Source organism: Streptosporangium sp. G11 (assembly GCF_051192615.1).
Taxonomy (GTDB): domain Bacteria; phylum Actinomycetota; class Actinomycetes; order Streptosporangiales; family Streptosporangiaceae; genus Streptosporangium.
Window position 1 is genome coordinate 90,277 of the sequence record NZ_JBPJUQ010000020.1, and the last position, 19,285, is coordinate 109,561.

17 protein-coding genes are annotated in these 19,285 nt (G+C 72.9%); 6 read left to right on the forward strand and 11 right to left on the reverse strand.

Annotated features, from left to right (window positions below; translation table 11 throughout):
- Window positions 1-61 precede the first annotated feature (61 nt).
- Complete coding sequence (locus ACSDR0_RS20500) at window positions 62-346, reverse strand: hypothetical protein (protein WP_329085017.1); 285 nt, start codon at window positions 344-346, stop codon at window positions 62-64.
- A 61-nt stretch (window positions 347-407) separates the two neighbouring features.
- Window positions 408-1,418, reverse strand: a complete 1,011-nt coding sequence (locus ACSDR0_RS20505) for an NADP-dependent oxidoreductase (RefSeq protein WP_435290502.1) — start codon at window positions 1,416-1,418, stop codon at window positions 408-410.
- A 669-nt stretch (window positions 1,419-2,087) separates the two neighbouring features.
- On the opposite strand from ACSDR0_RS20505, the gene ACSDR0_RS20510 reads away from it, so the two are divergent.
- Together ACSDR0_RS20510 and ACSDR0_RS20515 are read left to right on the forward strand one after the other, a co-directional pair.
- Window positions 2,088-2,468 (forward strand): phage holin family protein, encoded by a 381-nt coding sequence (locus ACSDR0_RS20510; protein ID WP_435290451.1) that lies wholly within the window; start codon window positions 2,088-2,090, stop codon window positions 2,466-2,468.
- A 4-nt stretch (window positions 2,469-2,472) separates the two neighbouring features.
- A complete protein-coding gene (locus tag ACSDR0_RS20515) occupies window positions 2,473-3,960 on the forward strand; it encodes an aromatic amino acid lyase (RefSeq protein ID WP_435290452.1) in 1,488 nt (495 codons plus the stop codon).
- 10 nt (window positions 3,961-3,970) lie between these two features.
- Here ACSDR0_RS20515 and ACSDR0_RS20520 read toward each other — a convergent pair whose 3' ends face one another.
- Window positions 3,971-4,924 carry a LacI family DNA-binding transcriptional regulator gene (locus ACSDR0_RS20520; protein ID WP_435290453.1) on the reverse strand — a complete coding sequence of 318 codons (954 nt, stop codon included), beginning with the start codon at window positions 4,922-4,924 and terminating at the stop codon, window positions 3,971-3,973.
- Between the two features lie 248 nt (window positions 4,925-5,172).
- On the opposite strand from ACSDR0_RS20520, the gene ACSDR0_RS20525 reads away from it, so the two are divergent.
- Both ACSDR0_RS20525 and ACSDR0_RS20530 read left to right on the forward strand, forming a co-directional pair.
- The gene (locus ACSDR0_RS20525) at window positions 5,173-6,132 is read left to right on the forward strand and encodes an amidohydrolase (RefSeq protein ID WP_435290454.1); all 960 of its coding nucleotides are present in this window, start codon (window positions 5,173-5,175) and stop codon (window positions 6,130-6,132) included.
- Between the two features lie 157 nt (window positions 6,133-6,289).
- On the forward strand, window positions 6,290-6,808 hold the full coding sequence (locus ACSDR0_RS20530) for a cysteine dioxygenase (protein WP_435290455.1): 519 nt from the start codon (window positions 6,290-6,292) through the stop codon (window positions 6,806-6,808).
- Window positions 6,809-6,891: 83 nt separating this feature from the next.
- Here ACSDR0_RS20530 and ACSDR0_RS20535 read toward each other — a convergent pair whose 3' ends face one another.
- The 8 genes from ACSDR0_RS20535 to ACSDR0_RS20570 form a co-directional block, all read right to left on the reverse strand.
- Complete coding sequence (locus ACSDR0_RS20535) at window positions 6,892-7,989, reverse strand: glycerophosphodiester phosphodiesterase (RefSeq protein ID WP_435290456.1); 1,098 nt, start codon at window positions 7,987-7,989, stop codon at window positions 6,892-6,894.
- 125 nt (window positions 7,990-8,114) lie between these two features.
- Entirely contained in the window at window positions 8,115-9,314 is a 1,200-nt protein-coding gene (locus ACSDR0_RS20540) for a CynX/NimT family MFS transporter (protein WP_435290457.1), read from the reverse strand.
- A 373-nt stretch (window positions 9,315-9,687) separates the two neighbouring features.
- Window positions 9,688-11,148, reverse strand: a complete 1,461-nt coding sequence (locus tag ACSDR0_RS20545; RefSeq protein ID WP_435290458.1) for a benzaldehyde dehydrogenase — start codon at window positions 11,146-11,148, stop codon at window positions 9,688-9,690.
- Window positions 11,149-11,221: 73 nt separating this feature from the next.
- The gene (locus tag ACSDR0_RS20550) at window positions 11,222-12,889 is read right to left on the reverse strand and encodes a thiamine pyrophosphate-dependent enzyme (RefSeq protein WP_435290459.1); all 1,668 of its coding nucleotides are present in this window, start codon (window positions 12,887-12,889) and stop codon (window positions 11,222-11,224) included.
- A gap of 20 nt (window positions 12,890-12,909) precedes the next feature.
- Window positions 12,910-13,674, reverse strand: a complete 765-nt coding sequence (locus tag ACSDR0_RS20555) for an ABC transporter ATP-binding protein (RefSeq protein WP_435290503.1) — start codon at window positions 13,672-13,674, stop codon at window positions 12,910-12,912.
- A complete protein-coding gene (locus tag ACSDR0_RS20560) occupies window positions 13,667-14,467 on the reverse strand; it encodes an ABC transporter permease (protein WP_435290460.1) in 801 nt (266 codons plus the stop codon). Before ACSDR0_RS20560 ends, ACSDR0_RS20555 begins: the two co-directional genes overlap by 8 nt.
- A complete protein-coding gene (locus tag ACSDR0_RS20565) occupies window positions 14,464-15,333 on the reverse strand; it encodes an ABC transporter permease (RefSeq protein WP_435290461.1) in 870 nt (289 codons plus the stop codon). Before ACSDR0_RS20565 ends, ACSDR0_RS20560 begins: the two co-directional genes overlap by 4 nt.
- The gene (locus tag ACSDR0_RS20570; RefSeq protein WP_435290462.1) at window positions 15,330-16,298 is read right to left on the reverse strand and encodes an ABC transporter substrate-binding protein; all 969 of its coding nucleotides are present in this window, start codon (window positions 16,296-16,298) and stop codon (window positions 15,330-15,332) included. The genes ACSDR0_RS20565 and ACSDR0_RS20570 overlap by 4 nt, the downstream gene beginning before the upstream one ends.
- A gap of 349 nt (window positions 16,299-16,647) precedes the next feature.
- On the opposite strand from ACSDR0_RS20570, the gene ACSDR0_RS20575 reads away from it, so the two are divergent.
- Complete coding sequence (locus ACSDR0_RS20575) at window positions 16,648-17,829, forward strand: thiolase family protein (RefSeq protein WP_435290463.1); 1,182 nt, start codon at window positions 16,648-16,650, stop codon at window positions 17,827-17,829.
- A gap of 28 nt (window positions 17,830-17,857) precedes the next feature.
- Entirely contained in the window at window positions 17,858-19,198 is a 1,341-nt protein-coding gene (gene pcaB / locus ACSDR0_RS20580) for a 3-carboxy-cis,cis-muconate cycloisomerase (protein WP_435290464.1), read from the forward strand.
- The last annotated feature ends 87 nt before the right edge of the window (window positions 19,199-19,285 follow it).

Genomic DNA, 19,285 nt, shown 5'->3' on the forward strand with positions numbered 1-19,285 from the left:
ATCACCCTACAGAGGCCCACAGACGGAGGAACGCCCGGGTCACGGCGGGAACGGGCCCGCCTCAGGCCTCCGGATGTTTGGACAGGTATTCGATGTAGAACGGCCGCAGCGCCTCGCCCAGTTCCCCGTGGCCCGAGGCCATCGCGTCGCTGAGCAGGGCCGAGACCCGGCTGAGGTCGTTGGTCGTCTGGTCCTCGTTACCCGCGGACGCCTCCGCCGCGGGGATCAACGTGAGCAGCTCCCACAGGAAGCCGAGGTCTCCGTGGTGCACGGCGTAGTGGACCGCGCGATCATGCAGTTCCTGGGCCGACAGCGACTCAAGCTCGTCCGTTTCCAACAGACCCACCCCCTCACGCCCCTTCTGCCCCGAGAATATGGCTATCATGCGCGATCGACGGTATGCACCGTCAGTGCACCAGCCGGACCAGCATCTTCCCCACGTTGGCGCCGCGAAGCATGTCGATGAACGCCTGCGGGGCGTTCTCCAGGCCGTCGACGACGGTTTCGGTGAGAGTGATCTTTCCCTCGCGGAGCCAGGCGCCCACCTCCGTGATCAGGCCGGGCATGCGGTCCCGGTGGTCGAACACGATGAATCCGCGCAGGGTGAGCCGCTTTCCCACGGTCAGGCCGATGTTGCTCGGGCCCGGGACCGGCGCGGTGGCGTTGTAGGTGGAGATCGACCCGCACATGGCGACCCTGCCGTACGTTCTCAGCTCCTCGATGGCCGCCTCCAGATGCTCGCCGCCGATGTTGTCGAAGTAGACGTCGATCCCTCCGGGGGCCGCCTTGGCGAGTTGCTCGTGGATCTTGCCGTCGTGGTAGTCGAAGGCGGCGTCGAAGCCGAGATCGCGGACCAGGTGGGTGACCTTCTCCCGCGATCCGGCGCTGCCCACCACGCGCGAGGCGCCCTTCAGCCGGGCGATCTGCCCGGCCATGCTGCCCACCGCCCCGGCCGCGCCGGACACGAACACCGCCTCGCCCTCCTCGAAGTGGGCGATGTCGAGCAGGCCCACGTACGCGGTGAGACCGGTCATGCCCAGCGCGCCGAGGTAGGCGGTGAGCGGGACGCCGGGGATCTCCTCGACCCTGCGGGCCTGTTCCGCGTCGAGAACGGCGTGATCGCGCCAGCCGTACCTGTGGGTGACGATGTCCCCGGGCGCGAGGCCGGGCGCGTGCGACTCGACGACCTCGCCGAGAGCGTCGCCGTCGAGAGGCTCGCCGACCTTGAAGGGCGCGATGTAGGAGGACTTGCCCTCGTTCATGCGCCCCCGCATGTACGGGTCGACGCTCACGAAGAGGTTGCGGACGAGGATCCGCCCCTCGCCGGGAGGGGACAGCTCGACCTCCACCAGCTCGAAGTTGTCCGGAGTCGGCCAGCCCGAGGGGCGCGACACGAGCCGGATCTCCCGCGACACGATACGACCCTCTCCCGGCGTCGTACGGTCGGCGGCTCGCTCCTGCGTCCTGGTCTCGGAGGTGACCCCTCTCCCCGGCCCGGCACCCGCGCCGGGCCTGGTATCGGAGGCGGGCCCGGTCCCCGCTCCCGGCCTGGCCCCTGCCCCCGACCTGCTCTCCGTTCCAGGCTTGGTCTCGGGGCCGGGCTTGGGCGGAGGGCCCGGCTTGGGAACAGGACCGGGCTTGGGCGGGGGGCCAGGCTTGGGCGGGGGGCCGGGCTTGGGAACAGGGCGGGTTTCTGTGCCGGCTCCGGCTCCGGATTCCGCCCCGGTTCCCGCGGGCGGCCTCCCCTGCCGGCCAGTGAACGATCGGTCATCGGACATGATGAGGCCCCCTCGGCGATTCGTGCTCCTCACCTGGGACTTTCCCATCCGGTGCCGGTTCTCCCCGCCGGAGAGCGGCGCGCCTGACAGGATCCGGCCACTTTCATGACCGCATACGGTCACGGATGCGAAACTCTCCCCGGGAGCCGGGGTCGGCTCGCGTCCCGGCGATCGTGGCGACCGTCTCACCGGCGGCGATCGGAGCCGCGGGTGCCGGGCCGGCCAGCGAGCTCCCTGTTATCCGTATATATCCACATTCAGGGCTCGGACCTACCGCCCGTTCGATCATCCATGCGAGGATGCCGAAACGTGAAAATAATCATCAAAATACTGGTCGTAGCAGCCGCCCTGTGGGCGGCGACCCGGTTCGTGGACGGCATCACGGTGTCCGCGCGGACCCCGTTCAAGGAGATCGGCACGCTCGTCGCCGTCGCCCTCGTCTTCGGAATCGTCAACGCGGTCCTGAAGCCGATCATCGCGACCCTCGGCTGCGCCTTCTACATCCTCACGCTGGGCCTGTTCGCCCTGGTGGTCAACGCCGGGCTGCTGCTGCTGACCAGCTGGATCGCCGAGCAGCTCAAGCTGCCCTTCCACGTCGAGGGCTTCTGGGCGGCGTTCTGGGGCGCGATCGTCATCGGCGTGGTCAGCTGGCTGCTCGACCTGATCCTCGACGCGGTCATCGGCGACTGAGCCGATGACCGTCGTCCTTGACGGCGCCCACCTGACCTGCGAGCAGGTCGGCCGGGCGGCACGCGGCTCCGGGATCGCACTGGGCTCCACCGGCCGTGCGGAGGCGGCATGGCGGATGTCCGGCCTGCTCAACGGGCCCGTGTACGGCCGGACCACCGGCGTGGGCGCCAACAAGGACGTGGAGGCCGAGGGCACCGGCCTGGATCTGCTCCGCAGCCACGCGGGCGGCGCCGGACCGGAGATCGAGGAATTCCGCGCCCGCGCCACCCTCGTGGTCCGCCTCAACCAGTTGCTCGCCGGCGGCTCGGGGGTCGACCCGGCCCTCCTGCCCGTCCTCGCCGCCGCCGTCAACCGGGGCCTCACCCCGCCGATCCGCACCTACGGCGCCATCGGCACCGGCGACCTCACCGCCCTGGCCACCACCGCGCTCTGTCTCCTGGGTGAGCTCCCGTGGACCCGGCCCTCCGAGGGCGTACGGACCGAAAATCCCCCGCCGGGAAGCGGGACCGGAGCCGGAGACATCGAGGACACCGGAAACGCCGGGAACGCCGGAAAGACCGTGTCCTGGGAACGGGCTGGATCCGGCCCGCCGGGGACGCAGGTGGGGGATCCCGTACCCCGGTTCGCGCTCGCCTCCGGTGACGCGCTGCCGTTCATCAGCTCGGGCGCGGCGACCCTGGCGGACGCGGCGCTGGCCTGTCACCGCCTGGGAGTCCTCCTGTCCGCCACCACGGCGGTCGCGGCCCGCTCCTTCCAGGCGATCGAGGCCTCGCTCGAACCGCTGTCCCCCGTCGTGCAGCGCGGCCCCGAGCAGACCGAGGTCGCGGCCGGGCTGCGCGCCCTGGTCGGCTCCACCAGCCCGCGCCGCGTCCAGGACCCGTACGGCTATCGCGCCTTCCCGCAGGTCCACGGGGCCGTCCTCGACGCTCTCGGCCGGGCGGAGCGGACGATCACCGAGGAGATGAACGCGGCTCCCGAGAACCCGCTGATCGCCGGTGGCCGGGCCTGGCACAACGGCAACTTCCACTCGGCGCGGGTCGCGCTGGCCCTCGACGCCCTGCGGGCCGCGCTCGTGCAAACCGCGACGCTGAGCGCCGCCAGGCTCTCCACCCTGAACGACCCTGCCCACACGGGCCTGCTCCCCTTCCTCGCCGAGCGTCCCGGGCTGTCCGGGGTCATGATCCTCGAGTACGTCGCGCACTCCGCGCTGGCCGAGCTGCGCCACCTGGCCGCCCCGGTCACCCTGGGCGGCGCGGTGCTCTCCCTGGGCACCGAGGACCACGCGAGCTTCACCCCGCAGGCGGCCCGCTCCGCGCTCGCCGCCGCCGAACCGCTGGAGATCGTCCTGGCGTGCGAGCTGGTGGCCTCCTTACGGGCCCTGCGGCAGCGCGGCCTGCCCTGCGACCTGCCGCTCGATCCGGCGATGGAGGACCGCCCCCTGGACGCCGACCTCGACGCGGCGCGCGGGCTGCTGCCCGGCCTCGCCTCCTGAGACTTCCGGGTCAGCCCACCGAGCCGCGTTCGCGGAGCTGGGGGGCCTGGACGATGCGGCGGCGGCGCGTGTTGCCGTCGGCGGCGGCCACGACGATGCGGACGGCCGCGCGGACGATGCCGTCGATGTCCCAGTTGACCGTGGTCAGACCGGGGGTGAGCAGGCCCGACATGGGATGGTCGTCGTAGCCCATCACGGACACCTCGAACGGGATGCCCAGCTTCCGCTCGGCCGAGGCCGCGTAGACGCCGTAGGCGATCGAGTCGGCGAAGCAGAAGAACGCCCGGTGGCCGGCGTCGAGCATCTCGCCCGCGACCCGGGTGGCGGGGCCCAGCGACTGCGAGGCGGTGACCAGGTCGATGTCCAGGCCCAGCCGCCCGGCCTCGGCCATGACGTGCACGTCGGCGGGCCGGTCGGGGGTGCTGGCCCTGGTCGAGGTGAGGACGGCCAGGCGCCGGTGGCCGCGCTCGCGCAGGTGCTCCAGGGCGAGGGTCACCCCGGCCCGGTTGTCGAAGACGACCTCGCCCGCGGCGCGTGCCCCGGCCAGGGCGTCGCCGATGGACACCACCGGCAGCCCCTCGCACAGATCGGCCCAGAGCGGCGCCGCGGGGTCGACCGGCTGCACGATCAGCGCGTCCACCCGCTGGTCGCGGAGCTGCCTGGCCAGCGTGTGCTCCCTGGCGGGGTCTCCCGCGGCGTCCAGGATCAGGGCGTAGCGGTCGTTGTCCTTGAGCGCGCGGCCGATGCCGACGGCCAGCGCCTGCTGCCAGAGGTCCTCCAGGGAGCCGCAGAGCAGTCCGATCATGCCGGTCCGGCCGCTGGCCAGGGCGCGGGCGATGGGGTCGGCCTCGTAACCGAGCTCGGCCGCGGCCTGACGCACCCGCTCGATGGTCTCCTCCGACACCTGCATGCCGCGCAGGGCGTACGAGACGGCGGCGGGCGACAGGCCGGTGGCCTTCGCCACCTCGCGTATGGTCGCTCGTTTCCGTGGCTGGGGCATCGGACCAGCCTATTCCTCGGGGCCTCCGGGGGTGCGCTCCCCACGCGATCAGGGGTGTCGAGAGGGGCGGGAGGTATTGACACAATGCGAGGTGAAGCGGTTCACTGAAACGGTTCACTGAACCGTGTCACTGTTGGATGTGGCGAGGTGAAGGCGTTTACCCCTATTCTAGGTAGGGAATACCTCGAAGGTGCGAAAGGAGGAGATCCGCCGTGACCGTCGACGTTCACCAGCATCTGTGGACGCCCGCGTTCGTGGAGGCCCTCAGACGCCGCACGACCGCGCCCCGGCTCGACGGCTGGACCCTCCACCTGGACGGCGAGCCCGCCTACGAGGTCGACCCCGCCGACCACGACCTCGCCGGACGCCTCGCGCTCAACGTAGGCCTCGACCTGGCCCTCGTGTCACTGTCCAGCCCGCTCGGCATCGAGTCGCTGCCCCCCGAGGACGCCTGGCCGATCATCGACGCCTACCACGAGGACGCCCTCGCCCTGCCCGCGCCCTTCGGCGCCTGGGCGGCGACCTGCCTCAGCGAGATCGACCCCGCCAGGCTCGCCAGGACCCTCGACGCGCGAGACGGCGTACGGAACGACGTGAAGGACGGCGACGGCGCGGGTGACGGCGCACGGGGCGTGAGGCCGGGACTCGCCGGGCTCCAGCTGCCCGCGACCGCCGTGCGCGACGCCGCGGGCCTGGCCAGGGTCACCCCGCTGCTCGACGTGCTCACCGAGCGCGACCTTCCCCTCTTCGTGCACCCCGGCCCCGCCACCGAGCCCGAGGGCCCCGGCTGGTGGCCCGCCGTCGTGCCGTACGTGCAGCAGATGCACGCGGCGTGGTACGCCTTCGCCGCCTTCGGGCGGGCCCGTCACCCCCGCCTGCGGGTCTGCTTCTCGCTGCTCGCCGGGCTGGCCCCGCTCCACTCCGAGCGCCTGGCCAACCGGGGCGGCGAGGGCCGGGGACAGGTCGATCCCGACATGTTCCTGGAGACCTCCTCCTACGGTCCGCGCGCCATCGACGCGATCGTCCGCGAGCTGGGCGTCGACATCGTGGTCAGCGGTTCCGACCAGCCCTACGCCACCGCACCCGACCCCGCGCTCGGCGACGCCGCCTGGCACGCCATCGCGGTCACCAACCCGAACCGCCTGCTGAACGGAAAGGAGTCGCGCAAGTGAACCAGTACCAGGGCCGCGAGAGCTGTGCGCTCCCGGCGAGAAGAGCCGCGAGCGAGCGGCGCGCACGAGCCGCCCGGCCCGCCGACCGCGCCGGTCGCGCCGGTCACGCCGGGCGAGTGGACACCGCGGGCTCCAGGCCGTTCGGCGGTGAGACCTCATGAGCTACGAGGCCCTGCCCGCCCGCGCCCTCGACCGGCGCGAGCTCCTCGACCTGGTCAACGAGCTGGCCGCCGACCCGTCCGGGTGGAAGGACCAGGTGGAGTTCCCCGAGGAGGGCGGGCGCCACTTCGCCTCCCTCTACCGCGACTCCCACGTGGACGTCTGGCTGCTGTGCTGGCGTCCCGAGGACGACACCGGCTGGCACGACCACGACACCTCCTCGGGTGCCGTCCGCGTGGTGGCCGGGACGCTCCTGGAGTGCAACCCCCGCATCGGGGGCGAGCACCTGGAGACCGTGATCTCGGAGGGCGAGTCCTTCTCCTTCGGCCCCGACCACATCCACCGGCTGACCGGCGCGGTGCACGGCAGCGTCTCGATCCACGCGTACTCGCCGCCGCTGTGGCGCCTGGGCCAGTACTCCATCAGCGACAGCGGCGTGATGCGCCGCGTCTCGGTCAGCTACGCCGACGAGCTGCGTCCCATGGACGACGCCGAGCAGATGGTCGAGGTCGCCTGAGGGACGGCACTCCGTCCTCGAACGAGGGGCACTGGGGTCTCGCCGTCGCGAGACCCCAGTGCGGGTCGCCGTGCCCGGAGGTTTTAGAAGACGCGCTCCCTGACGGCGTTGGCCATGCCCGGGTCGTCGGCGAAGACGCCGTCGATCCCGAGGGAGTAGAGCTTCTCCAGCCAGCCCATCACGTTGCCGGTGGCGCGCGGGTAGGCCGGGCTCGCCGGGTTTCCGAGCCGGAAGTCCACCGGGAGCTGCGCGTTCTCGTTCCTGACGGTCCAGGTGTGGACCTTCAGGCCGGCCCGGTGGGCGTCCCGGATGAGCGGGGTGGGCTGCAGGAGGCGGCCGTCGGGGCCGACGGGCACGATCCGCCTGGTGTCGACGCCGACGCCGTCCGCGTAGCTCGCCACGTCGCGGAGCCCCGCGGGGGTGACCATGGTGTCGTAGGTGCGCGGGTCTCCGGCGGCGATCCAGTCGTACGGGGCGCCGGTGGCGGTGATGAGCTGGACCAGCGGCAGCCTGGTCTTCTTGCTCAGCTCGCGCAGGTTGGCGGTCTCGAAGGACTGGATGAAGACCGGGTCCCGGCTCCCGCGCCAGCCGTGGCGGCCGAGCACGTCGAGCAGCGGCTCCTCCAGGGAGAGCCCGATGGAGTCGAAGTAACTCGGGTGCTTGGTCTCGGGGTAGACGCCGACCCCGCTCCGCTTGGCGAGCGCCACGACCTCGTCGAAGGTCGGGATCTCCGCGAGGCCGTTGAAGGCGGTGTTGTCCGGACGCAGGTCGGGGATGCGCTCCTCGGCCCTGAGCGTCTTCAGCTCGGCGAGCGTGAAGTCCTCGGTGAACCAGCCGGTGATCGAGGCGCCGTCGATGGTCTTGGTCGTCCGGCGTCCCGCGAACTCGGGGTGGTTCTCGACGTCCGTGGTGCCGCCGATCTCGTTCTCGTGCCTGGCCACCAGCACGTGGTCCTTCGTCGAGACCAGGTCGGGCTCGATGTAGTCGGCGCCGAGCGCGATCGCGGTCTCGTACGCGAGCAGGGTGTGCTCGGGCCGGTGCGCGCTGGCGCCCCGGTGGCCGATGACGACGGGTTCGCGGCCGCGGGGCTCGGCGGTCGCGGGTTCGGGTTGTTGCAGCACAACGGCGACGGTACCGGTCGCGAGGACCGCCAGCGCCGCGGCCAGAAGCCTACGGATCATGTTCAGGACCGTAGGAGGCCCAGATGACCAGTGGAACAACGACTCGCAAAGGAAACGGGTCACGGAGGCAGCAAGTCATAAAGGGCACGGGTCTCGGAGGGGAACACAAGGGAGCGGAACGCGTGTCAGGCCAGGGAGGGCGAGTCCTCGGCCGGGCGCGGTTCGTCGGCGCCGACCACCACGACCGGGCGTCCCGCCAGGAACCCGGCCCCCAGTTGCACGACGCACGCGCCGAGCCCGGCCAGCAGCGGCAGCGTCCAGCCGCCCGAGAGCTGGTAGAGCACGCCGATCAGGAACGGCCCGAGCGCGGCCAGCGTGTAGCCGGCGGACTGGGCGACGGCCGACAGCGCGGTCACCGAGACCGGGTCGGGCGCGCGGAGCGCGATGATGAGCATGGCCAGCGCGATCGAGGCGCCCTGTCCCACCCCGAGGATGATCATCCACAGCCACGGGAGGTCCGCGGGGGCGATCAGCACGCCGAGGTATCCGGTCACCGTGAGGACGGTCGCGGCGGTGACGTACGGCACCTGCGACCGGGCACGTCCCGCGAGCACCGGGACGGTCAGCGTGGCCGCCACCTGGGCCAGGCTCGTGAGGCTGAGCATGTATCCGGCCTGGTCGGCGGGGAGCCCCGCGTCCTTGAAGATCGTCGGTATCCAGGCCAGCATGATGTAGAAGGTCAGCGACTGCACGCCCATGTAGACGGTGACGTACCAGGTCACCCGGCTGCGGAGCAGCAGGGCGAACGGCCTGGGCGCGGCCTCCGGGCGGGCGGGGCGGCGCAGCGCCTGGGGCAGCCAGAGCGCGGCCGCCGCCAATGCCGGGATCGCGGTCATGGCGGTCACCTCGCGCCAGCCGAGCCCCGTGGCCCGCTCAAGCGGGACCACGGAACCGGACGCCACGGCGGCGCCCAGCACCAGGCCGGAGACGTAGACCGCGGTGAACGGCCCGACCCGCGAGGGGAAGTGCTGCTTGACCACGCCGGGCATCGCCACGTTCATCACGGCGATGGCCGTGCCGGCGACGGCCGCGCCCGCGTAGAGCGCGGGGACGCTTCCCGTGCTGCGCAGCGTCACGCCCGCGGCCAGGATGAGCAGCCCGGCCATGAGCGTGCGGTCCAGGCCGAAGCGCCGGGCGAGCAGGGGGGCGAGCGGGCCCAGGATGCCCAGGCAGACCACCATGACCGTGGTGATCGCCCCTCCCCCGGCGGCGCTCAGCCCGAGATCGTCCATGATCTCTCCCAGCACCGGGGAGATGCCCGCCAGCGCGGGCCGTAGGTTGAGGGCCGCGAGCACGAACCCCGCGATAAGCAACACCCGCGACATCCGCGACACCCGTAACCCACCGACTCCCCGTTCGGACATTGCCCAACTCTCCCATAAGCCTCGTGGTGAACCACCGGGAGAGGTTACGTCGCGGCCCCTTCGCCCGCCCGCCGGTCCGCCGAGCACGGCCCGACCCGGCCAACGGCCCACCGGGCCGGGATTCCGGTCCGCTCGACGAACCATCGGACACGGCGCGGCCCGGTCTACGGCCCGGTCTGTGGCCCGGTCTGTGGCCCGCGGGGCACGGCGCGGCCCGGCGGACGGCCCCTTGGGGCTCGATTCCACCGCCGACCGCCAGAAAGCGTCAGAACCGGCCCGCCGGAACGGGCCCGTCAAACCCAGCCCGTCAGAACCGGCCGCCGGAACCGGTCCGTCAGAAGGGGTAAGTCGCAATATTTCCTTGCATCGTCACCCAGCGGGTCTCGGTGAAGGCCTCGATGTTGGCCCGTCCCCCGCCGAAGCGCGAGCCGGTGCCCGACGCCCCGACCCCGCCGAACGGGGCCACCGCCTCGTCGTCCACCGTCTGGTCGTTGACATGCACGATCCCGGTGGGAACGAGGTCGGCCAGCGCCAGGCCCCGCATCGCGTCGCGGGTCAGAATGCCCAGCGACAGGCCGTACTCGCTGTCGGACGCCAGCGCGGCGGCCTCCTCGATCGTGGAGAACGGCACGACGGGCGCCACCGGGCCGAACACCTCCTGGATGTACGCGGGCGCGCGCGGGGGCAGGTCGGCCAGGACCGTGGGCCGGTAGAAGAGTCCCTCGTAGGTGCCGCCCGCCGCCAGCCTCGCCCCGGCCTCGACGCTCGCGGTGACCAGGCCGTGGACCTTGTCCCGCTGGCCGGCGTCGATCAGCGGGCCGAGCGCGACCTGCCCGCCCGCCGGGTCGCCGACCGGCAGGTGGTCGGCCTTCTCCGCGAGCCGGGCCACGTACTCCTCCGCGATCGAGGAGTGCACCAGGTGGCGTCCGGTGGTCATGCAGATCTGCCCCTGGTGCAGGAACGAGCCCCAGGCGCCCGCCGAGACCGCGAGGTCCAGGTCGGCGTCGTCCAGGACGATGAGCGCGCTGTTCCCGCCGAGCTCCAGGTGTGCCCGCTTGAGCAGCCGCCCGCACGCCTCGCCGACCGCGCGCCCCGCCGAGGTCGACCCGGTGAAGGAGATCACCCGTACCAGCGGGTCGCCGACCAGCGCCTGTCCCACCGCCACCCCTCCCGGCAGCATGTGCAGCAGGCCGGGCGGCAGTCCCGCCTCCTCGAAGACGCGGGCGATGACGACGCCTCCGGAGACGGCGGTACGCGGGTCGGGCTTGAGGATCACCGCGTTCCCCAGGGCGAGCGCCGGGGCGACCGAGCGGATGGCGAGGATCAGCGGGAAGTTGAACGGGGCGATCACGCCGACCACCCCCGCGGGTACGCGCCGGGCCAGGCTGAGCCTCCGCTTGACGGTCGGCAGGATCTCCCCCAGCGGCTGGGACGCCAGCGCGGCGGCCTCGTGGCACTCCTCGGCGGCTACGTGCGTCTCCACGCCCGCCTTGGGGCGGATCGACCCGGCCTCGCGGACCAGCCAGTCCTGGATCTCCTCGGCGTGCTCCTCGAACAGCCTCCCGGCCCGCCGCAGCACGGCCGCCCGCTCCTCGAACGAGGTCGCCGCCCACTCCCGCTGCGCCCGTACGGCGAGCACGGCCGCCGCCGCCACGTCCTCGACCCCGGCCACGCCGACCCGGCCGAGCTCCGCGCCGGTGGCGGGCTCGACCACGGCCACGTCGCCCGAACGCGAGGGGACCCAGCCGTTCCCGAAGATCTGACCGGCCCACGTCTTGGTATCCATGAGCGTCATAGCGCCTCCTTTGTCATGGTTAAGGGCTCGCTGTCCCAGCCAAGACGGCCACCATGGCCACCACGGCCGGCCGTCAAGGCTGGAAGTCCGGGTCGGGCACGACCGCCACGTCGAGCAGCAGCGGTTCGCGCCGCCCCGCGAGTCCCGGGACCACCTCGTCCAGCACGTCGCCCAGCTCGCGGTAGGTCTCCACCCGCCGCGCCGGGCATCCCAGCGACCTCGCCATGGCCGCCATGCGGACCTCGGTGAACGGCGGCCAGGGAGCCTTGCCCGCGTCGGCCCGCTCCGCCAGCCGGTCCATGACCGCGTACCGCCCGTTGGCGAGCACCACGAACAGCGTCCCCACCTCGTAGTGCGCCGCGCTCCACAGGGCCTGAATGCCGTACAGGGCGGAGCCGTCGCCCACGACCGCCACCACCGGGCGGTCCGGCGCGGCCATCCGCAGGCCGACCGCGGCGGGCAGCGCGAACCCGAGCCCGCCCATGGCAGCCGACAGGAAGCCCAGCGGTCGCCGGGCGGGAACCAGGCGGTGCAGGTCGGGACGGGAGGACGGCGTCTCCTCGACGACCACGGTCTCGGGCGCGAGACGCAGGGCCAGCTCGTGCAGGACGTGCGCGGCGCGCAGCGGCTCGCCGCGTCCGGGCGGGACGGGCGGCAGCGCGCGCGGCGGCAGTGGCGGCACGGCCGTGGAGCGGGCGGGCAGCAGCGTGGCGAGGCGGGCGCAGACGACCGCGGGCGAGGCCAGCAGGGCCAGGTCGGCGGGGCTGCGGTGCGCCTCGGCCGGGTCGTCGGTGACGACGGCCACGGCGGTACCGGGCGCGACCAGCGGGCCGTCCTCGTAGGGGTACTGGCGGAACACCGGCGCCCCGGCGGTGAGGATCGCGTCGTGCCCGGCCAGGACCTCCCGCAGCCGCGACCGGCCCGCGGGCAGGATCCCGGCGAACTGCGGGTGGTCCTGCGGGAACCCGGCGCGGGCGCCGAACGACTCCTGCCAGACCGGGCAGCGCAGCCGTTCGGCGAGCGCGGTCAGCGCGCGCCACGCCTCGGCCGAGTCCGCCCCGGCACCGACGACCAGTACGGGTGAGCGGGCCTCGGCCAGCAGGGTGACGAGGGGTTCCAGGTCGGCGTCGGCGACGGCGGTGGGCCGGATGACCCGCAGCGGCGCCGCGAGCGTCCCGCCTCCCGCGCGACCGGCGCCCGCGCCGTCCCCCGCGCCGTCCCCCGCCGTCAGGGACCAGTCGTCACCGGCGGGCGCGGACCAGTCGTCCATGGGGACCACGACCAGCGCGGGCCCGCGTGAGGTGACCGCCTCGTGGCAGGCCCTGGCCACCGCCCCCGGTACGTCCTGGGCGCGGACCGGCTGGTCGACCCGGACCGGGTAGTCACCGGCGAGACCGTCGAGGCGCCCGGTCAGGAAGGGCTCCAGCGCGAGGTGCCTGCGGTCCTGCTGCCCGACGAGCACCACCAGCGGTGCCCGGTTCACCCTGGCGGTCGCGATCGCGCCGACCGCGTTGCCCAGTCCCGCCGTGGTGTGCAGCAGCGCCAGCGCGGGCCGTTCGCGCGCGATGGCCCAGCCGGTGGCCATGCCGACGACCGAGCCCTCGTGCAGGGCGAGGACGAACTCCAGGTCGTCGGGGAACCCGGCCAGCAGGGAGACCTCGGTCGATCCTGGGTTGGCGAAGATCGTGGTCATACCGGCGCGGCGGAGCACGTCGAAGGTCGCGTCCCTGACGGTCCTCACCGGCCGGACCTCCGCCGGGTTCACCGCTCACCCCTCGCCCGCTGGATCTGGGCGTAAAGATGGCCGCGCAGGTCGGCGAAGCGCGGCAGCGAGCGGGTGGTGAGCTGGTCGCGCTCGGGCGGCAGGTCGATCTCCAGGTCCTCCAGCACGACGGTCGGCGAGGACGACAGCACGACCACGCGCTGGCCGAGGTAGACGGCCTCGTCGATGTCGTGGGTGACGAACAGCGTGGTCACCCCGAGGTCGCGCCAGAGCGCGAGGATCAGGTCCTCCAGGTCCGCCCTGGTCTGGGCGTCGACGGCGGCGAACGGCTCGTCCATCAGCAGCACCTGCGGCTCGTACGCGACCGCCCTGGCGATCGCCACCCGCTGCTGCATGCCGCCGGACAGCTGCCAGGGGTGGGCGTCGGCGACGTCGGCGAGGCCGACGGAGGCCAGCGACCCGGCCACCAGCTCGTCCCTGCGCCCGCGCGGCACCTTCTTCTCCCTGAGCGGGAGCTCGACGTTCTGCCGCACCGTCATCCAGGGGAACAGGCTCCGGCCGTACTCCTGGAAGACCACCGCCATGCGCCGCGGCGGGCCGGTCACCGGCACGCCCGCCACCCGCACCGACCCGGAGGTGGGGGAAAGCAGGCCCGCCACGCAGCGCAGCAGGGTGGTCTTGCCGCACCCCGAGGGACCGACGACGCAGACCAGCTCGCCCGTGTCCACCTGGAACGTCAGGTCGCGCAGGGCCTCGACGTTCCGCCCCTCGTAGACCTTCCTCAGTCCGGAGACCTCAAGCACGGTCACCCCCACGGCCGTAATACCAGTAAAGGACGCGGCGTTCGAGCCGCCTGAACAGGACGGCCAGCCCGTAGCCGAGCAGGCCGAGCAGGAGGATGCCGCTCCACATCTCCGGGATCTCGAACCCGCGCTGGAAGAGCACGATCGTGAAGCCCAGGCCGCTGCTGCTGGCGAACATCTCGCTGATCACCATCAGGATGATCCCGACGGACAGCGCCTGCCGCAGGCCCGCCATGATCTGGGGGCTCGCCCCGCGCAGCACCAGGTGGCGCAGCCGCGAGGTGCCGCGCACGCCGTACATGCGGCAGGTGTCCGAGAGCACCTCGTCCAGCGCGCGGACCCCCTCGACCGTGTTGAGCAGGATCGGCCAGACACACCCCGAGGCGATGACCAGCACCTTCATGCCGTCGTCGATCCCGGCCAGCAGCATGATCAACGGGACGAGCACCGGTGGCGGGATCGCGCGGAAGAACTCCAGCACGGGCTCGGCGGCGGCGCGCAGCCGGGGCGACAGCCCGATCGCCACCCCGATCCCGACCCCGGCGGCGGTGGCGAGCGCGTACCCGGCCAGCAGCCTGAGCACACTCGGCAGCGCGTCCTCCACCAGCCGGGGCGAGAACCACGTCTCCGCGAACGCCCGCGCCACCGTGCCGGGGGTGGGCACGTAGAAACTCCCCGACAGCACGCTGTAGGCCCACCAGGCGAGCACGAGCAGCACGGGCACCCCGGCGACGGTCAGCGTCCGCCGCGCCACCCGGCGCCCGGCGCCCTCCACGACGCGGTGTTCCGTCACGCCGCGGCCTCCCGCCTGACCGAGGGGTGCCAGGAGAGGATCCGCCGTTCCAGCAGGCGGACCGCGAGGTTGACCCCGATGCCGATCAGCCCGGCCAGCACGACCAGGGCGTACATGGTGGGCACCGCGCCGCCGGACTGGGCGACCTGGATGGCCAGGCCGAGTCCGGGACTGCCGATGACCAGCTCCGCGGTGATCGCGAGGATGAAGGCGACGGCCGCCGCCAGCCTCAGGCCGGTCATGACGTACGGCAGGGCGGTCGGCCAGACGAGGTTGCGGATCCGCGACCAGGCGGACAGGCCGTAGGACCTGGCCGTGTCGTGGGCGACGGCGTCCACGTCCGCGACGCCGTACAGGACCTGGATGAGCACCTGCCAGAACGAGGCGTAGACGACCAGCAGGAGGGTGGAGCCCAGGGACGCGCCGAACAGCAGCGTCGCCAGGGGGATCAGCGCGACCGAGGGGATGGGACGCAGGAACTCGATCGCCGAGTGCGTGGCGGCCCGCAGGCCGGGCACGACGCCGATCACCACCCCGACCGGTACCGCGGCGCAGAAGGCGATGGCCAGGCCGAGCGCCCATCCCCACATGGTCTGGCCCAGCGCCGTCCACAGCTCGGCGGTGGCGAGCTCGGCCGCCAGCGCGCGGAGGATCTCCGACGCGGGCGGCAGGTGGCGCGGATCGACCAGTCCCAGCCGGGGGACGGCCTCCAGGACGAGCAGCAGCGCGCCCAGCCCCGCCGCGCCGTACGCCACCCGCGAGAACCCCCGTGGAACGGCTCCCGTACGCGACCCGTTCCGCCCGGTGGCGCGGGTCGCGGGATGCCCGGCGGCGTGGGTCGTGGGATGCCCGGTGGTGTGGGTCACGGAATCAGGGCGGCCACGTCGGCCTTGCTCTTGAGGACACCGTCTCCCTGCGCCAGGTCCGCGATCGCCTGCACCGACTCGCGGTTGATCTCCGTACCCCACCTGGGCAGGTTGATCTTGGCGATCACCTCGGGTGCGATCTTGGTGTACGTCTTCAGGATCTCCCTGGCCTCCTCGGGGTGGGCCTCGGCGTAGGACAGCGACTCGTTCATCGCCGCGGTGAACCGCTTGACCAGGTCGGGGTCGGTGCCGCCGCCGGTGAAGTACATCGCCACGGTCAGGTCGTCGACGGCCTCGGCGAAGTTCCACGACACCGCGCGGGCCCCCTGGGACAGGGCCTGGCTGACGAAGGGCTCGACCACCCAGACCGCGTCGACCCGCCCGCCCGTCAGGGCCGCGGGCGCGTCGGGAAAGGCCAGCTCCACGAACTCGATCGTCGAGGGGTCGCCGCCCGCCTTGCGGACCGAGGCGCGGATGGTGGTGTCGCCGATGTTCTTGAGCTGGTTGACCGAGACCTTCTTGCCCGCCAGGTCCTTGGCGCTCCGGATGGGGCTGTCCTCCCTGACCAGGACGGCGCCGAAGTCCTTGCCCGGCTCGCCCGTGGAGGAGACGCCGTTGGCCACGACCTTCACGTCGAGTCCCTGCTCGCGCGCGGCGAGCAGGGAGGTGGTGTTGGCGAAGGCGAACTGGAACTGGTTGCCGACGGTGCCGGAGATGCTCGCGGCCCCACCCTGTACGGGCGTGATCGTCAGGTCGATGTTCTGCTTGCCGAAGAACCCCTTGGCCTTGCCGAGGTGGATCGGCGCGGTGTCCACGATGGCGATCACCCCGGCGTTGACCTTGTCCCTGCCCTGGCCGTCCTGGCCGCCGGTGGCGGGCTGCCCGGCCGAGCCGCACGCGGACAGCAGGGAGAGCGCGACCGCGCCGGTCAGGATGCCGGTCAGGGCAGCTGTGGAACGGCGCACGGGGCCTCCCGGGGGAAAGCAGTGGGGGGATGGCGTTCGTTATGCGAACAATGATTCCCTGAACGAACGCGGCGTATCGCGGAAGTTACGCCGCCGATATCGGGTGTGTCAAGGAACCGGCAGCGCCGAATTGACCATCCGGACAGCGGGTTAGTATGTTCATTCAGAGAACTTTTGTTCGCACAACGAACACATGTTGACGCGAGCACATAAACCGCGTGAGGGGGCGCGAAGCCCGCGTGAAACATGAGGCACCGGGTAGGCCGCACACCATCCGGCACCGCTGTCCCACGGCCGGAAGGTCCCCCGTGACCGCGACACCCGAACACCCTGCGGACAGGAGCCGATCGTGAACGACGTCTACATCCTCGACGCGGTCCGCACCCCCATCGGCCGGTACGGCGGGGCGCTGTCGGGCGTCCGCCCCGACGACCTGGCCGCGCACGTCGTCCGCGCGCTGGCCGACCGCGCCCCCGCCCTCGACCCCGCCGCGATCGAGGACGTGTTCTTCGGCGCGGCCAACGGCGCGGGCGAGGACAACCGGGACGTCGCGCGGATGGCCGTACTCCTGGCCGGACTACCGGTGACGGTGCCCGGCACGACCCTCAACCGGCTGTGCGGCTCCGGCCTGGAGGCGGCGATCGCCGCCTCCCGCGCGGTGGCCGTGGGCGACGCGTCCCTGGTGGTCGCCGGAGGTTCCGAGTCGATGAGCCGGGCACCGTGGGTGATGCCCAAGCCGGCGCGGGGCTTCGACCGGGGAGAGCGGACCCTGCACGACACGGCCCTCGGCTGGCGCATGGTCAACCCCCGGATGCCCGCCGAGTGGACGGTCGCCCTGGGCGAGGGCGCCGAGATCCTCGCCGACCGCTACGACATCGGCCGCGAGGCCCAGGACCGGTTCGCGCTGCGCAGCCACCTGCGCGCGGCCGCGGCCTGGGAGCGCGGCGTCTTCGATCGCGAGGTGGTCCCGCTCGACGCCCTCGGCCACGACGAGTCCGTCAGGGCCGACTCCTCCGAGGAGTCCCTGGCCCGCCTGAAACCGGTCTTCCGCCCCGGCGGCACCGTCACCGCGGGAAACGCCTCCCCCCTCAACGACGGGGCCGCCGCGCTGCTCGTCGGCGACGAGACCGGGGCCGCCCGGTCCGGGCGAGCCCCGCTGGCCAGGATCGTCTCCCGCGCGGTGATCGGCGTCGAGCCGCACCTGTTCGGCATCGGACCGGTCGACGCGGCCCGTACGGCTCTCAAGCGGGCGGGCATCGGCTGGTCCGACCTGAGCGTGGTCGAGCTCAACGAGGCGTTCGCCGCCCAGTCGCTGGCGTGCCTCGCCGAGTGGCCCGACCTCGACCCCGAGATCGTCAATATCAACGGCGGCGCCATCGCCCTCGGCCACCCCCTCGGCTCCTCGGGGGCGCGCATCCTCGGCACCCTCGCCCACGAGCTGCACCAAAGGGGCGGCGGGTACGGCCTGGCCGCCATCTGCATCGGCGTGGGCCAGGGACTCGCCGTCGTCCTTGAGGGAACCGGCTCCTGAGCGGCGTTCGAACCACCCGGAGGTGGACATGACCTCTCCCGCGACCGGCGGCCTGTTCTCCGGCATGTTCGCCAGGGGCGAGGCCTCGGCGGAGGTGTCGGACGTGGCGTGGCTGGCCGCCATGCTGGACGTCGAGACCGCGCTGGCCGGTGCGCAGGCCGGGATCGGCCTGGTCCCCGCCGAGGTGCCCGCCGCGCTGGCGAAGGCACGCCATCCCGAGCTCTACGACATCGCCGAGCTGGGCGGGAGGGCCGCGCGGACCGGCAACCCCGTCATCCCGCTGGTCGCCGCCCTGCGGGAGCGGATCGAGCCCGGCCTGCGGCGGTTCGTCCACTACGGCGCCACCAGCCAGGACATCAACGACACCGCCGCCATGCTGGTCGCCCGCCGTGCCCTGGCACCGGTCCTGGCCGACCTGTCCGCCTGCGCGGACGCCTGCGCGCGGCTGGCGTCCGAACACCGCGGCACCGTCATGGCCGGACGCACCGTCCTGCAGCACGCCGTACCCGTCACGTTCGGGCTGAAGGCGGCGGGCTGGCTGAGCGCGCTGGACCACTCGCGGGCCGGGCTGGCGGAGGTGCCGCTGCCGGTCCAGTACGGCGGGGCGGCGGGCACCCTGTCGGTCCTCGGCGAGCGGGGCCACGAGGTGCCGCCGCTCCTGGCGGCCGGGCTGGGGCTGGCCGAGCCGGTCGTCCCCTGGCACACCGACAGGACCCCGGTGGCCCGGCTGGCCTGCGCGCTCGGCACCGCCGCCGGGACGCTCGGCAAGATAGCGAACGACGTGAAGCTGCTGGCCCAGACCGAGGTGGCGGAGGTCGCCGAACCCGCGGAGCCCGGCCGGGGCACCTCCAGCGCGATGCCGCACAAGCGCAACCCGGTGGGGTCGATGTCCGTGCTCGCCTGCGTCCAGCGCGTCCCCGGGCTGGTCGCCTCGATCCTGGACGGCATGATCCAGGAGCACGAGCGCGCGGCGGGCCCCTGGCAGGCGGAGTGGGAGACGCTGGGCGAGCTGCTCCGGCTCACCGGCAGCGCCGCCTCCTGGCTCCGCGAGGTGCTGGAGGGCCTGACCGTGGACACCGCGAGGATGCGCGCCAACCTCGGGGCGACCCGCGGGCTGCTGATGGCCGAGCAGGTCGTCGTACGGCTCGGAGGCACCCCGCGGGCCCGGCGGCTGGTGGACGCCGCCTGCGCCCGCGCCACCGAGGAGGGCTCGGAGCTGCGGGAGGTCCTGCTCGCCGATCCCGGCGTCTCCCTGACCGCCGGGGAGATCGACGCGGCCCTCGACCCGGCGGGCGCCCTCGGCTCCGCCGCCACCTTCGTCGACCGGGCGCTCGCCGCCCACGAGAACTTCACGAGAGCCCGCACCTGAGCGGGCGGAACGCCGGGGACACGAGCGGGACGAACGAATGTGCGGCCGGAGACACGAACGGGGAGACCGGAGAGATGAACGACGCGA

Coding starts and splice junctions, on each gene's coding strand:
- ACSDR0_RS20515 (WP_435290452.1), top strand. CDS start 2,473: ATGACCGTCGTCCTTGACGGCGCCCACCTGACCTGCGAGCAGGTCGGC.
- pcaB (WP_435290464.1), top strand. CDS start 17,858: ATGACCTCTCCCGCGACCGGCGGCCTGTTCTCCGGCATGTTCGCCAGG.
- ACSDR0_RS20540 (WP_435290457.1), bottom strand. CDS start 9,314: ATGTCGCGGGTGTTGCTTATCGCGGGGTTCGTGCTCGCGGCCCTCAAC.
- ACSDR0_RS20530 (WP_435290455.1), top strand. CDS start 6,290: ATGAGCTACGAGGCCCTGCCCGCCCGCGCCCTCGACCGGCGCGAGCTC.
- ACSDR0_RS20535 (WP_435290456.1), bottom strand. CDS start 7,989: ATGATCCGTAGGCTTCTGGCCGCGGCGCTGGCGGTCCTCGCGACCGGT.
- ACSDR0_RS20545 (WP_435290458.1), bottom strand. CDS start 11,148: ATGACGCTCATGGATACCAAGACGTGGGCCGGTCAGATCTTCGGGAAC.